The sequence below is a fragment of the Nocardioides sp. Z38_18 genome, from assembly GCF_058215695.1.
Genome location: NZ_JBZAJE010000001.1, coordinates 621,534 through 635,417 on the forward strand (window position 1 = coordinate 621,534; position 13,884 = coordinate 635,417).

The 13,884-nt window shown below is 72.0% G+C and carries 12 protein-coding genes; 9 read left to right on the forward strand and 3 right to left on the reverse strand.

The window, feature by feature from the left end; genetic code table 11:
* Positions 1–34 precede the first annotated feature (34 nt).
* Complete coding sequence (locus tag AC4BGC_RS03060; protein WP_490546203.1) at positions 35–625, reverse strand: TetR family transcriptional regulator; 591 nt, start codon at positions 623–625, stop codon at positions 35–37.
* A 92-nt stretch (positions 626–717) separates the two neighbouring features.
* On the opposite strand from AC4BGC_RS03060, the gene AC4BGC_RS03065 reads away from it, so the two are divergent.
* Positions 718–1,188 (forward strand): SRPBCC family protein, encoded by a 471-nt coding sequence (locus AC4BGC_RS03065; RefSeq protein WP_490554251.1) that lies wholly within the window; start codon positions 718–720, stop codon positions 1,186–1,188.
* Between the two features lie 73 nt (positions 1,189–1,261).
* Complete coding sequence (locus tag AC4BGC_RS03070; RefSeq protein WP_490554253.1) at positions 1,262–2,695, forward strand: sugar porter family MFS transporter; 1,434 nt, start codon at positions 1,262–1,264, stop codon at positions 2,693–2,695.
* 19 nt (positions 2,696–2,714) lie between these two features.
* Here the strand turns inward: AC4BGC_RS03070 and AC4BGC_RS03075 are convergent, their stop codons facing one another.
* Positions 2,715–4,865 carry an MMPL family transporter gene (locus AC4BGC_RS03075; RefSeq protein WP_490554254.1) on the reverse strand — a complete coding sequence of 717 codons (2,151 nt, stop codon included), beginning with the start codon at positions 4,863–4,865 and terminating at the stop codon, positions 2,715–2,717.
* Positions 4,866–5,229: 364 nt separating this feature from the next.
* Between AC4BGC_RS03075 and AC4BGC_RS03080 the strand changes: the two genes are divergently transcribed.
* A complete protein-coding gene (locus AC4BGC_RS03080) occupies positions 5,230–5,388 on the forward strand; it encodes a hypothetical protein (protein ID WP_490546199.1) in 159 nt (52 codons plus the stop codon).
* Positions 5,389–5,402: 14 nt separating this feature from the next.
* On the opposite strand, the gene AC4BGC_RS03085 is transcribed toward AC4BGC_RS03080, so the two are convergent.
* On the reverse strand, positions 5,403–7,058 hold the full coding sequence (locus AC4BGC_RS03085) for a dolichyl-phosphate-mannose--protein mannosyltransferase (protein ID WP_490554255.1): 1,656 nt from the start codon (positions 7,056–7,058) through the stop codon (positions 5,403–5,405).
* 111 nt (positions 7,059–7,169) lie between these two features.
* On the opposite strand from AC4BGC_RS03085, the gene rsmI reads away from it, so the two are divergent.
* From rsmI to AC4BGC_RS03115, 6 genes are all read left to right on the forward strand, one after another.
* Positions 7,170–7,991 (forward strand): 16S rRNA (cytidine(1402)-2'-O)-methyltransferase, encoded by an 822-nt coding sequence (rsmI, locus tag AC4BGC_RS03090; protein WP_490555709.1) that lies wholly within the window; start codon positions 7,170–7,172, stop codon positions 7,989–7,991.
* Entirely contained in the window at positions 7,988–8,866 is an 879-nt protein-coding gene (locus AC4BGC_RS03095) for a TatD family hydrolase (RefSeq protein WP_490554257.1), read from the forward strand. Before rsmI ends, AC4BGC_RS03095 begins: the two co-directional genes overlap by 4 nt.
* Positions 8,867–9,132: 266 nt before the next feature.
* Positions 9,133–10,236 carry a resuscitation-promoting factor gene (locus AC4BGC_RS03100; RefSeq protein ID WP_490554258.1) on the forward strand — a complete coding sequence of 368 codons (1,104 nt, stop codon included), beginning with the start codon at positions 9,133–9,135 and terminating at the stop codon, positions 10,234–10,236.
* Positions 10,237–10,258: 22 nt separating this feature from the next.
* Positions 10,259–11,146: a 16S rRNA (adenine(1518)-N(6)/adenine(1519)-N(6))-dimethyltransferase RsmA gene (gene rsmA / locus AC4BGC_RS03105; protein WP_490554260.1), complete on the forward strand. Its 888-nt coding sequence runs from the start codon at positions 10,259–10,261 to the stop codon at positions 11,144–11,146.
* Positions 11,143–12,054 (forward strand): 4-(cytidine 5'-diphospho)-2-C-methyl-D-erythritol kinase, encoded by a 912-nt coding sequence (locus AC4BGC_RS03110; protein WP_490546194.1) that lies wholly within the window; start codon positions 11,143–11,145, stop codon positions 12,052–12,054. The genes rsmA and AC4BGC_RS03110 overlap by 4 nt, the downstream gene beginning before the upstream one ends.
* Complete coding sequence (locus tag AC4BGC_RS03115; protein ID WP_490554261.1) at positions 12,054–13,877, forward strand: ABC-F family ATP-binding cassette domain-containing protein; 1,824 nt, start codon at positions 12,054–12,056, stop codon at positions 13,875–13,877. The genes AC4BGC_RS03110 and AC4BGC_RS03115 overlap by 1 nt, the downstream gene beginning before the upstream one ends.
* Positions 13,878–13,884: the final 7 nt, after the last annotated feature.

Here is a 13,884-nt window from a genome sequence, read left to right on the forward strand (position 1 = left end):
GCGGGGAAGGGGGGAAGGGAGGAAGGGAGGAAGGTCAGGCGAGCAGGTGACGCGCTGCCTGGAGGACCTCGTCGAAGGCAGTGGTGATCGGTCGTTCCTCGGGGTCGTCGAGGAACAGCTCGAAGGCGGATTCGAAGAGCCCGCACAGGAGCCGGATCGCCACCTGCGCCCGCTGTGCGTCGAACGACGCACCCTCGCGCAGGCGGATCTCGTCGACGATGCGGCCGGTCAGGACCTGGAAGCGTGCGTAGGCGGCCGCGAGGAGCCGTGGATGCTCGTGCACGATCCGGCGGAACCGCAGCAGGTCGGCACGGCTCGGGTCAGGGACGCTGAGCAGGTCGATCCCGAGGGCACGCAGGTCGTCGACGAGGTTGCTGCCGGCCCCGCGTGCACGGAATCTCGCCAGGGCCTCCTCCGAGGGCTCGGGGGAGTCGCCCAGGACGGCGTCGAGCTTGCCGGGGAAGTAGTTGAACAGGGTCCTGCGGGAGACGCCGGCCGCCTCGGCGAGCTCGTCCATCGTGAAGCCGTCGAGACCGCGCTCGTCGACGAGCGCCTGGGCGCACCTGGAGATCCGCAGCGACGTCTCCTGACGTCGTCCGGCCCTGGAGGTTGCACTTTCAGTCACGTAGTGCAGTCTTGCACTCTGCCCCAAGGAGTGCATCTGATCGTGGTGTGATCTCGCCCACCGGGGGACGACTCCGGGACTAGGGTCACCGGATGACACCAACCGAGCTGAGCCACAGCCGCACCTACCCGGCGGAACCTGGACGCGCGTTCGAGGAGCTGCTGCCCTACGAGCTGAGCCGCCTCTTCGACCGGCGGTACGCCGCGATCCCGCCGATCAGGGCGACCCGCGACCAGGACGGCCCCTGGGCCACCGCCGGTCAGACGCGGACGATCGCGCTCGCCGACGGCGGCACGATGCGTGAGGAGCTGGTGGAGGTCGACGGGCCGCGCCGGTTCGGTTACCGGATCAGCGAGATCACCGGGCCGATGAAGCTGCTGGTCGCCTCGATCGACGGTGCGTGGACCTTCGAGCCAGCCGGCACCGGCGTACGCATCACCTGGTCGTGGACCGTGCATCCCGCGGGCCGGCTCGGCTCGCTGGCGATGCCGGCCTTCGGCCGGATGTGGCGCGGCTACGCACGCCAGGCCTTCGACAACATCGAGCGGCTGCTCGTGTCCTGACCGCCCGAGGTGTGGGCGGCGCTACCCGGGGGTACGACGGCCATGGTTGTCGCCACATCCTTTGGAGGGGTCCATGAGCCAGACGACGAAGCAGGACGACCCGGCCGCTGCTCCGGGGACCCTCAACGGGCTGATGCTCGCGGTGGCCGTGGTCTCGGCGGTCAGCGGACTTCTCTACGGCTACGACACCGGCATCATCTCCGGCGCCCTGCTCCAGATCGGCGAGGAGTTCGACACCGGCCACGGGATGGAGCAGTCCATCGCCGCCGGCATCCTGCTCGGCGCGGTCATCGGTGCCCTCGTGTGCAGCCTGCTCTCCGAGAGGTGGGGCCGGCACCGGACCATCCTGCTGATCTGCGGGATCTTCATCGCCGGCAGCCTCGCCTGCTCGGTGGCGCCGGACGCGCTGAGCCTGGCCGGGGCGCGGGTGCTGCTCGGCTTCGCGGTCGGCGGGGCCACCCAGACGGTGCCGATGTACGTCGCCGAGATGGCGCCCGCGGGCCTGCGGGGACGGCTGGTGCTGTGCTTCCAGCTCGCGATCGGCGTCGGCATCGTGATCTCGACCCTGGTCGGGGCCTCGGAGTCCGTGGACTGGCGGATCTCCATCGGTGCGGCCGCCGTACCCGCCCTGATCATGCTCGTGCTCCAGCTGCGCCTGCCCGAGAGTCCCCGCTGGCTGGTCAAGCAAGGCCGCCGAGACGACGCACAGGCGGTCCTGGAGCGGGTTCGCCCCAAGGGCTTCGACGTCTCCACCGAGCTGGGGGAGATCGTCGAGGTGGAGGAGCGCAAGCAGGAGACCAAGAAGAGCAACCGGGGCTGGAGCGGCCTGCGCCAGCCCTGGGTCCGCCCGGCGCTGGTCGTGGGCTGCGGCATCGCCGCGTTCACCCAGCTGTCCGGGATCGAGATGATCATCTACTACGCCCCGACGATCCTGACCGACAACGGGTTCTCCACCACCGAGGCGCTCCGGGTCAGCGTCGCGCTCGGCGTGACCTACCTGGTGATGATGATCGTCGGCCTCGCCATCGTGGACCGGGTCGGTCGTCGCCGGCTGACCCTGGTGATGGTGCCCGGTGCGGCGATCAGCCTGTTCGTGCTCGGTGCCTTCTTCGTCACCGACAACGCCGGTCGCGACAACATCGGCTTCATCATCGCCTGCCTGATCGTGTTCATGTTCTTCAACGCCGGCGGCCTGCAGCTGATGGGCTGGCTCACCGGGTCCGAGATCTACCCGCTCGCCGTGCGTGGTGCCGGCACGGCCGCGCAGTCGGCCAGCCTGTGGGGCACCAACCTGCTGATCACCCTGACGCTGTTGACCATGATCGACACGTTCGGGGTGGGCCAGGTCTTCTGGCTCTACGGGCTCTTCAACGTGGCGGCGTGGGTCTTCGTGTGGCGGCTGCTGCCGGAGCTCACCGGGCACAGCCTGGAGAACATCGAGCAGCACCTGCAGGACGGCGAGTTCCGCCCGCAGGACTTCGCCGAGGACAAGGTGGCGCCCGCCTAGCGTGATGTCCAGGCAGGGCTCACACGCCGGCGGGCGTGCGGGGTGTGGCCGCGGGGAGGGTGGCGCTGCTCCCGTCCTCGAGGACGGGCACCACCCGCTCCAGCCAGGTGGGCATCCACCAGCTCCAGCGCCCGAGCAGGGTCATCGTGGCGGGCACCAGCACCATCCGGACCAGGGTGGCGTCGAGGGTGATCGCCACCGCCATCCCGACCCCGAGCTGCTTGACCACGACGTCGACCTCGGTGGCGAACCCCCAGAACACGGCGACCATGATCGAGGCGGCGGCCGAGATCACCCGTGCCGTCGAGGACAGGCCGCGCACCACGCTGCCGTGCGCGTCACCGCTGTCCAGCCAGTCCTCGCGGACCCGGGACAGCAGGAACACCTCGTAGTCCATCGAGAGGCCGAACAGGACCGCGAACAGCAGGATCGGCACCCAGCTCGAGATCGGCATCGCGTGGTCGAGCCCCACGAGGTCCACGCCCCAGCCCCACTGGAAGACCGCGGTGAGCACGCCGTACGCCGCCGCGATCGAGAGCAGGTTCATCGCGGCCGCCTTCACCGGCACCACCACGGAGCGGAACATCATCGCGAGCAGCAGCATCGAGACGGCGACCACGAACCCGACCACCAGCCACAGCCGGGTGGAGAGCTGGTCGGCGATGTCGGCGAACAGGGCCGTGGTGCCGGTGACCTCGACACCCGGCGGTGCCTGCTCGCGCAGGTCGGCGACCAGGGCCTGGGTCCGCTCGTCGGTGGGACCGAAGGTGGGCTCGGCCTCGAAGACGTTCACCGCGCCGTCGGGGGAGGTGCGCACGGGGGAGACTCCGGCGATGTCGGCTCGCCGTTCCACCTCCCGGGCGTGGACCGCTGCGTCCTCGGGGCTGCCCCGGGTCACGAACGCGACAGGGCCGTTGGCGCCGGCGCCGAACTCCGCGGCCACCAGGTCGTGCGCCTTGCGCGTGGTCAGGTCGGTCGAGGACGACGACGAGTCCTGCGGCCAGGTCCGCATCCCCAGGGCAGGGGCCGCCAGCGCCAGCAGCAGCACCGTCGCGGCCAGGGCCCACGCCAGTGGCCGGCGGGTGACGACGCCCGCCCAGCGGGCGGTCACCTGCCTGCCGGTGGGCCGGCGCCCGGCCCGCACCCGCCGAGGCAGCAGGCGCTGTCCGGCGAGGCCGCACAGGGCGGGGACCAGCGTCAGCGAAGCCGACGCGACCGCGACCACCGCGATCGCGGTGGTGTAGCCGAAGGAGTCGTAGGTGGGCAGGCCGGCGAGCTTGAGGCCGAGCAGGGAGACCAACACCGTCGCCGAGGCGAACACGACCGAGCGCCCGGCGGTGGCCACGGCGCTGCCGGCCGCCCGGCGAGCGTCCTGTCCCGCCCGGAGGAACTCCACGTGCCGGGTCACCAGGAGCAGGGCGTAGTCGATGCCGACCCCGAGGCCCACCATCGAGGCGACGGTGGGGGCCGAGTTGCTCACGTCGGTCACCGCGGCCAGCAGGGTGATCCCCGCCGAGCCGACTCCCAGCCCGACCAGCGCCACCGCCACCGGCAGGCCGGCGCCCACGACGGAGCCGAAGACCAGCACCAGGACCAGCAGGGCGAGCACCACGCCGATCAGCTCGCCACGGCCCGACATCGGCGCCGCCGCCGTGTCCGGGAGCTCCCCGCCGAGCTCGACCTGGAACAGGCGCGGCGGCTCGGCACGTCGTACGCCGCCGTCGGTGGCCGCCCTCGTCGGCGCGACGGCCGCCTCGAGCGGGCCCAGCTCGCCCATCAGGTCGGGGTCCGTGACCGGCACGTCGTAGTGCACGGTCAGCAGGGCGGTGTCCTGGTCGGCACTGATCCGTGGGGCGGAGACGCCGAGGACGTGGTCCATCGCCCGCAGCCGGTCGCTCAGCGCATCGAGCTCGGCTCCAGCCACCGGTGCCCCGTCGCGGGTGTGCACGACGACCCTGGCGCTCGCGTTGCCGGCCTCGGGGAGGTGGGCGCGGAGCAGGTCGATGCCCCGCTGGGCCCGGGCCCCCGGGATGTCCCAGTCGTCGTGCGGGGTCCCGCCGAAGGCCCCCGCGAGGGCGATGACGGCGGCCGCGAGGACGAGCCAGGCGGAGATCGTGCGCCACGGGTGGGCGGCGGTGTCGTGGCCGAGGCGGTGCAGCAGGCGTGACATGGGAGGTCCTTCGCGTCGTCGGTGACCGGTGCCGCACACCTTGTGACGGCGCTCTGGCGCCTGGCTTGCACTCGACTGGACCCTGACTGGACGCCGGACTTGACCCGCGAGTTCTCCGGCGTTATGCGGGCGCGGCGCGAGTTCGCGTCGTAGGGTCGGATCGTGGGCCCTGCAGGTGCGGTGGTACGGCCCGGAGCGACGACGCTTCCGGCCGGTGGCCCCGCGCTGCACAATGGCCCCGCGACAGTGAGCTACGCCACGTCGCTATACGCCCAAAAATCAGTCTTTAGCAAACTATGTCCGCTTTCGTCGTTTTAGGGTATGTTGTCGGTCTAGTCCACATCGAGCACCAGGGAGGGACGCCATGCTGACCATCGCACCGGCATCCGTGATCCTGATCGGGATCTTCGGCATGTTCGTGATCGCGTTCGCGGTCGCCCGGATGACCATGCTCGAGCGCCAGGTCCAGCGTCCCGCGCTGCGCGAGCCCACCCCCCGCGCCTTCGCCGACTCGGGCGTCTGACCTGCCGGGTCCCGCTAGATCCAGCGCTTGAACCACATGCGCTGCACCCACTCGCGGTGGGTGACCAGCTGGTCGGTCCAGATCGGCCAGAACCAGGCGAACGCGAGCAGCGTCGCCACCAGGACGCTCCCGGCCGCCACGGCCCCGATGCTGCGTCGTCTCCTCGACGCGTCCGGCCGGCCGAGGATCTCTCCCAGGAGCAGGGTCGCGCCCAGCACCAGGAACGGCAGGATCGTCACCGCGTAGTAGCTGAAGATCGGCCGCTCGTCGTACCGGAACCACGGCAGCCAGGTCGAGGCGATGCCCACCAGCACCAGCCCGTAGCGCCAGTCGCGGCGGGCCACCCACGCCACCACCGCCCACAGTGCAGCGATCGTGCCGAACCACCACACGACCGGGTTGCCGAGCAGCAGCACCTGGCGCAGGCAGGTCGATCCCGCCGCCGCCTCGCAGCCCTGCTGGCCGGGCGCGATGTTGAGCTGGGCGTCGACCCCCACCGGCCGGTTCAGCGTGAGCCATCCCCACGGGTTGGACTGGTAGACGTGGGTGCTCTCGTTGAGGAAGCCGGTGTGGAAGGAGTAGACGTCGTGGTGGTAGTGCCACAGCGAGCGCAGCGACTGCCACAGCTCGGGGAAGAAACCCTGGGCGTCCTTCTCCAGGTAGCGGCCCCAGTAGGGGCCGTACTGGGTGTTCGAGAGCGCCCGTTCGTACTCGGCGGCGTGCAGCAGCCAGCCGGTCCACGACACGAGGTAGATCAGGAACGGGACCACGACCACGTAGACCACCGCCGGGGCCGCGTCGATCAGCGCTGACTTCACCCACGCACGACGTACGCCGAAGGAGCGCCGCGCGCCCGCGTCCCAGGCCCACATCAGCAGGCCGAAGGCGGCGAGCGGGAACAGTGCCGACCACTTCGTGCCGACGGCCAGCCCCCAGCAGACACCGGTGGCCAACCGCCACGGCCGCCACAGCAGCAGCGGTCCCCACGACTCCGGCGACAGCCGGGAGCCCTCGGGGACCGCGCGGGCCAGCCGGCCGCGCACCCAGTCGCGGTCGGCCACCATGCAGCTGACCGCGCACAGCACGAAGAACGCGAGGAACAGGTCCAGCAGCGCCAGCCGCGAGAGCACCAGCTGGAGGCCGTCGAAGCACATCAGGAGGCCCGCGACCAGCCCGAGCAGGGTGGACCGGGTGACGCGGCGCGCGAGCCGGATCATCACCAGCACCATCAGGGCGCCCACGACCGCCGAGGCCACCCGCCAGCCGAACGGGGTCATCCCGAAGACGCTCTCGCCCAGGGCGATCAGCCACTTGCCGACCTCGGGGTGCACCACCATGTTCGGGGTCCCGTTCCACAGCCCCTCGGTCTGGCCCGCGAGGAGCTGCACGTCCGCGTTGTCGACGTAGCCCTGTGCGTAGCCGTGGTGGAGCAGCGACCACGCGTCCTTGGCGTAGTAGGTCTCGTCGAAGAGGAACGCGCGGGGCTTGCCCAGGTCCCACAGCCGCAGGAACGCGGCGAGGAGGGTGACCGCGGCGGTGCCGACCCACGCGAGCACCGGATCGGTGTCGACGGCCCGCAGGCGTGCCCGGACCGAGGCACTGGGCACGACGTCTCCCGCTGCCGTGCGGCTGAGCCCGACCGTGCGCTCGAGCGGGGCGGGGAGGGTCACGTCGGACGATGCTACGGCTGCGATGATCGGGCCATGACGCAACCGGCCGAGCACCACGCCGACCGGATCACCGATCCGGCCGGCCCGCAGGGAGACGGACGCGGTCCGGGCGTGCTCGTGCTGGCCGCGACCCCGATCGGCCGGCCCGACGACGCCTCGCCGCGGCTGGCGGCCGAGCTGCGCGGCGCCGACGTGGTCGCGGCCGAGGACACGCGCCGGCTGCGGCGCCTGACCAGCGACCTCGGCGTCGAGATCTCCGGCCGGGTGGTGTCCTACTTCGAGGGCAACGAGCACCTGCGCACCGACTCGCTGGTGGAGTCGCTGCTCGCCGGCGACCGGGTCGTGCTCGTCACCGATGCGGGGATGCCGAGCGTCTCGGACCCCGGCTACCGGCTCGTCGCCGCCGCCGTGGAGCGCGGCGTGCAGATCACCGGCATCCCCGGCCCCTCCGCCGTGCTCACCGCGCTCGCGGTCTCGGGCCTCCCGGTCGACCGGTTCTGCTTCGAGGGGTTCCTGCCTCGCAAGCCGGGGGAGCGGACGCGGCGGCTGGCCGCGCTGGCCGACGAGCAGCGCACGCTGGTGTTCTTCGAGGCCCCGCACCGCACGGCCGCGACGCTCGGCTCGATGGCGGAGACGTTCGGCGCGAGCCGCCGCGGGGCCGTGTGCCGGGAGCTGACCAAGACCCACGAGGAGGTACGCCGCGGCCCGCTGGCCGAGCTCGTCGAGTGGGCCGCGGGCGGCGTCCGGGGTGAGGTGACGATCGTCGTGGAGGGTGCGGCCGCGCCCGAGGCGGTGACCGACCCGCTCGCCCTGGCCGCGCTGGTCGCCGAGGAGGAGGAGCTCGGCGCCACGCGCAAGGAGGCCATCCTCGACGTCGCCCGGCGCTCGGGGGTCCCCAAGCGGGTCGTCTACGACGCGGTGCACCGCCCGTGAGCCCCGGATCGCCCACGTCCGCCGGCTCCGACCTCCCCGGCGTGCCGGAGCCGTTGCCCCACCCGGTGGTCGACAACCACTGCCACCTCGACCTGGGCCGGGGCGAGTCGCCCGCGCTGCCGGTGACCGAGGCGCTCGCGCTCGCCGCATCGGTGGGGGTGGCGCGCATCGTGCAGATCGGGTGCGACCTCCCCGGCGCCCGCTGGGCCGTGGAGGCCGCCGAACGGCACGACCGGCTGGTCGCGGGCGTGGCCCTGCACCCCAACGAGGCCCCGCGTCTCGCGGAGCAGGGGCGGCTGGGGGAGGCGCTGGCTGAGATCGAGACGCTGGCGCGCAGCAGCGAGCGGGTCCGCGCGATCGGCGAGACCGGCCTCGACTACTTCCGCACCGGCCCGGAGGGCGTCGCGGCCCAGCACGAGTCGTTCCGCGCCCACGTAGGGATGGCCACCTCCCTGGACAAGACCCTGGTGATCCACGACCGCGACGCCCACGACGACGTGCTGCGCGTGCTCGACGAGGTCGGGGCGCCGCAACGATGGGTGATGCACTGCTTCTCCGGCGATGCCGACTTCGCCCGGCGGTGCCTGGACCGCGGGGCCTACCTGTCCTTCGCGGGGACGGTCACCTTCAAGAACGCGGAGCCGTTGCGCGAGGCCCTGCGGATCACCCCTCTGGACCGGGTGCTGGTGGAGACCGACGCGCCGTACCTCACCCCGATGCCGCACCGGGGGCGCACCAATGCCTCATTCCTGGTCCCGCTCACGGTGCGCTCGATGGCCGCGACCCGGGGCCTGCAGACCGAGGAGGAGCTGGGGCTGCTGTGCCGCGCCATCGAGGCGAACACCGACGCTGCCTTCGGAGGGCCCTGGGGCTGACCCGGGGCCCGACCAGTCGCATCGGCCCGGGTGCGACACGCGCAGACACGCCCAGACACGCCCGGGATGCCAATGTGAGCACTCCCACACGTCTTGCTAGCAACCTTGCTAACCGGGAGCTACATACCTAGTGTCGTGGGCTGTTGGCCGGGAGCAGGCTCTATCTACACCCGGTGGTGCCACTTAGGAGCCGCGTCGCGACCATCACCGCGTTCGTTGCCAGGCACCGCCTCCTGCGGCCCGGAAATCGCGAACATCGGAGAACCGTGCGCGCTTCACTCACGCACCTCGGCCGGAACAAACCCCTTCTACTCGGACTGGTCGCAGCGACCGTCCTCGCCCTCGCGGGCACTGCCACCGCCTACAGCGCGATGAGCCGGACCGTCACCCTCTCGGTCGACGGCAAGGAACAGCAGGTCCGCACCTTCGCCAAGGACGTCGGCGACGTCCTTGCCGACGAGGGCATCGAGCCCGGCAAGCACGACGTCATCGTCCCGGCCGTCGGGTCGCCGGTGAAGGACGGTTCCCGGATCGCCGTACGTCTCGCCCGCCCGCTGGACCTCACCGTGGACGGCGAGAAGAAGACCTTCTGGACCACCGCCACCAAGGTGTCGGCCGCGCTCGACCAGATCGGGATGCGCATCGGCACCGCCGCGCAGCTCTCGGTCAGCCGTAGCGCCTCGATCGACCGCTCCGGGCTCGCGCTGGAGGTCGTCACCCCCAAGCGCGTCTCCGTGCAGGTCGCGGACGCCAAGGCCTCGCGGCACAACGTGCCCGCAGCCACCGTCGGCGAGCTGCTCGACGAGGTGGGCGCCAACGTGGACCGCAACGACATCGTCCGCCCCTCGCGCAGCGCCGAGCTGACCAACGGGACCCGCGTCGTGGTCACCAAGATCGGCGTCAAGACCAAGCGCGTGCCGCGCGAGGCCATCCCCGCCCCGGTCCGCAAGCAGAAGGACTCCTCGATGATGTCCGGCGAGACGAAGACCGTCCGCCAGGGACGTGACGGCGCCCGCGACGTGACCTACCAGGTGCGGTTCCGCAACGGCAAGGTCGTCAAGCGCACCGTCGTCAAGCAGGCAGTCGTGAGCCAGCCCGTCGCCGGCATCGTCAAGGTCGGCACGAAGACCGTGAACACGGGTGTCTGGGACGCGATCGCCGCCTGCGAGTCCGGCGGCAACTGGTCCGCGAACACCGGCAACGGGTACTACGGCGGCCTGCAGTTCCTGCCGAGCACCTTCCGCGCCTACGGCGGCTCCGGGATGCCGCACCAGAACAGCCGCGAGCAGCAGATCGCCGTCGCGGAACGCGTGGCGGCCGCCGAGGGTGGCTACGGCGCCTGGCCGCACTGCGGTGCGAAGTTCGGCTGAGGGCCTGACTACGCTCCATCTTGTGAACGACATCGCCTCCGCCGGCCCGGCACTGCTCGGGCCGGCGGAGGTGCGTTCACTGGCAGCATCGCTCGACCTGCGCCCCACCAAGCAGCGCGGGCAGAACTTCGTGATCGACCCCAACACGGTGCGTCGCATCGTCCGTGACTCCGGGATCGGGCCCGCCGACGTGGTGCTCGAGGTGGGTCCCGGCCTGGGCTCCCTGACCCTGGCGCTGCTCGACGTCGCCGCCCGGGTGGTCGCGATCGAGATCGACCCGGCACTGGCCGGGCTGCTCCCCGCCACGGTGGCCGACCGGGCCCCGGGCCACGCCGACCGGTTCGAGGTGGTGCTCGCCGACGCGATGCGGGTCACCTCGGTGCCCGGGCCTGCTCCGACCGCGCTGGTGGCGAACCTTCCCTACAACGTCTCGGTGCCGGTGCTGCTGCACCTGCTCGCCCTGCTGCCCTCGCTCGAGCGCGGGCTGGTGATGGTGCAGTCCGAGGTCGCGGACCGGCTCGCGGCCGAGCCCGGCTCGAAGGTGTACGGAATCCCGTCGGTAAAGGCCGCCTGGTTCGCCGACGTACGCCGGGCGGGGTCGGTGGGGCGCAACGTGTTCTGGCCGGCGCCCAACGTGGACTCCGGGCTCGTGGCCTGGACGCGCCGGGAGCCACCGAGCACCGCGGTGAGCCGGGACCAGGTCTTCGCGGTGATCGACGCGGCGTTCGCGCACCGGCGCAAGGCCCTGCGACCGTCCCTGCGTGAGCTGGCCGGGTCCGCGGAGGCCTCCGAGCGCGCCCTGCTCGCCGCCGGGATCGACCCGATGCGTCGCGGTGAGGAGCTCCGGCTGCCCGAGTTCGTGCGCATCGCGGAGGCACTCGCCCAGGAGCAGGAGGGGGACCGGCGATGACCGACTCCGTGACCGTGCGGGCGGCCGCCAAGGTCAACCTCCATCTCGGGGTGGGGCGGCCGCGCCCCGACGGCTACCACCCACTGGCCACCGTCTACCAGACGCTGAGCCTGCATGACGACGTCACCGCCGTGACCGCCTCGAGCTGGTCGGTGAACCTCGTGGCCGAGGACGACATCGACCGCGACGGCTTCCCGCTGGGCGAGGACAACATCGTGGTGCGCGCCGGACGCCTGCTCGCGGCACATGCCGGCGTGGACCGGGCCGCCGAGCTCACCGTGCGCAAGTCCATCCCGATCGCCGGCGGCCTGGCCGGGGGCAGCGCGGACGCGGCTGCCGCCCTGGTGGCGCTGGACCGGCTCTGGGACCTGCAGACCACCGACGAGGACCTCCTGGCGCTCGGGGCCCAGCTGGGCAGCGACGTCCCCTTCGCCCTGCTGGGCGGCACCGCCCACGGCGGGGGCCGCGGCGAGATCGTCACCCCGCTGCTCGACGAGGCCACGCGGTGGTGGGTGGCGGTGCCGGCACGGGTCGGGCTCTCCACCCCGGCCGTCTACCGGCACTTCGACGAGCTGTGCCCCGACGCGCCGGAGAAGGTCACGGTGCCGCCCGCGCTGCTCGGTGCGCTCGCGGACTCCGACAACCGGGTCCTCGCCGCCGCGCTGGGCAACGACCTCGAGTCGGCGGCGATCGACCTTCGTCCCGAGCTCGGCGACCTGATCGACGCGGGGGAGCGGGCCGGCGCGCTGCGCGGCATCATCTCCGGCTCGGGACCGACCTGCCTGTTCCTGTGCGCCGACCGCGGCTCCGCCGACCGGGTGCGCACCACCCTGCTCGACGCCGGTCATCCGCGGGTGCTGGTCGCCCTCGGTCCGGTCTCCGGAACCCACGTGGTGGAGTACTCCTGATGGCAAACCTCCTGAACCTCGAGAAGGTCACCAAGTCCTACGGCGTCCGGATCCTGCTCGACGAGGTCAGCCTCGGCGTGGCCGAGGGCGAGCGGATCGGCATCGTGGGCCGCAACGGTGACGGCAAGACCACCCTGCTCAACCTGATGGCCGGGCGTGAGGAGCCCGACTCCGGACGGGTCTCGCTCACGCGCGGCCTGCACATCGGCTACCTCGACCAGCGCGACCTGCTCGACGACACCCACACGGTGCGCGAGGTCGTGCTCGCTGGCAAGGAGGACCACGAGTGGGCCGGCGACAGCCGCACCCGCGAGGTGGTGGAGGTGCTGCTCGCGGACGTGTCCCTGGACCGCTCCGTGCACGGCCTCTCCGGTGGCGAGCGCCGCCGCTGCTCCCTGGCCCGGCTGCTGCTCGACGACGTCGACCTCCTGATCCTCGACGAGCCGACCAACCACCTCGACGTGGAAGCGGTCGCCTGGCTGGCCGAGCACCTGGTCCGTCGTACGTCCGCGCTGGTGGTGGTGACCCACGACCGCTGGTTCCTCGACGCGGTCTCCGAACGCACCTGGGAGGTGCACCCCGGCCCGCAGGGCGCGGGGGTCGTGGACTCCTACGAGGGCGGGTACGCCGCCTTCGTGCTCGCTCGCGCCGAGCGGCACCGCCAGGCCTCGGCCTCGGAGTCGCGCCGGCAGAACCTGCTCCGCAAGGAGCTCGCGTGGTTGCAGCGCGGTGCTCCCGCACGGACCTCGAAGCCGAAGTTCCGCATCGACGCCGCCAACGAGCTGATCCAGGACGTGCCTCCGCCGCGCGACCGGATCGAGCTGCAGAAGTTCGCCACCCAGCGCCTCGGCAAGCAGGTCGTCGACCTCGAGCACGTGGACCTGAGCCGCGGTGAGAAGCAGCTGCTGCACGACGCCACGTGGCGGCTCGGTCCCGGCGACCGGGTCGGCATCGTCGGCGTCAACGGTGCCGGGAAGAGCTCGGTGCTCCAGCTGATCGGTGGATCGCTGCAGCCCGACGCGGGGACGGTCAAGCACGGTCGCACGATCGCGCTGGCCCACCTGTTCCAGCAGGTCCCGGCCGAGGACCCGGACGCTCGGGTGCTGCCGAGCATCGAGGACATCCGCCGGGTGACCCGTACCGCGACCGGCCAGGAGATCTCGGCGAGCTCGATGCTGGAGCGGTTCGGCTTCACCGGCGACAAGCTCACCGCCCGGATCGGGGACCTCTCCGGTGGGGAGCGGCGCCGGTTCCAGCTGCTCAAGCTGCTGCTCGCTGAGCCGAACGTGCTGCTGCTCGACGAGCCCACCAACGACCTCGACATCGACACCCTCAACGTCCTCGAGGACTTCCTCGACGGCTGGCCCGGGACCCTGGTGGTGGTCTCGCACGACCGTTACTTCCTCGAGCGCGTCACCGACTCCGTGTGGGCGCTGATGGGCGACGGCCAGATCTCGATGCTGCCCAACGGGGTCGACCAGTACCTCGCCGCCCGGAAGCGGGGCGACGCGCGCCCGCCGGCACCCGCCTCGGCAGCCTCAGGGACGACGCCCGTCGAGACCGACGCCGCACCCGCCGGGCCCCCGTCGACCAAGGCGAAGGTCGGCGGCGCCCAGGAGCGCGCGGCCCGCAAGACCGTCTCGCGCCTGGACAAGCAGATCGCCCGGCTGGCCGCGCGGGAGGCCGAGATCACCGACGAGATGGCCAAGCACTCCTCCGACACCGGCAGGCTCGCAGCCCTCTCCACCGAGGCGCACCAGATCGCCGCCCAGAAGAGCGAGCTCGAGGCGGAATGGCTCGAGGCGGTCGCACTGCTGGATTGAGCGGAGC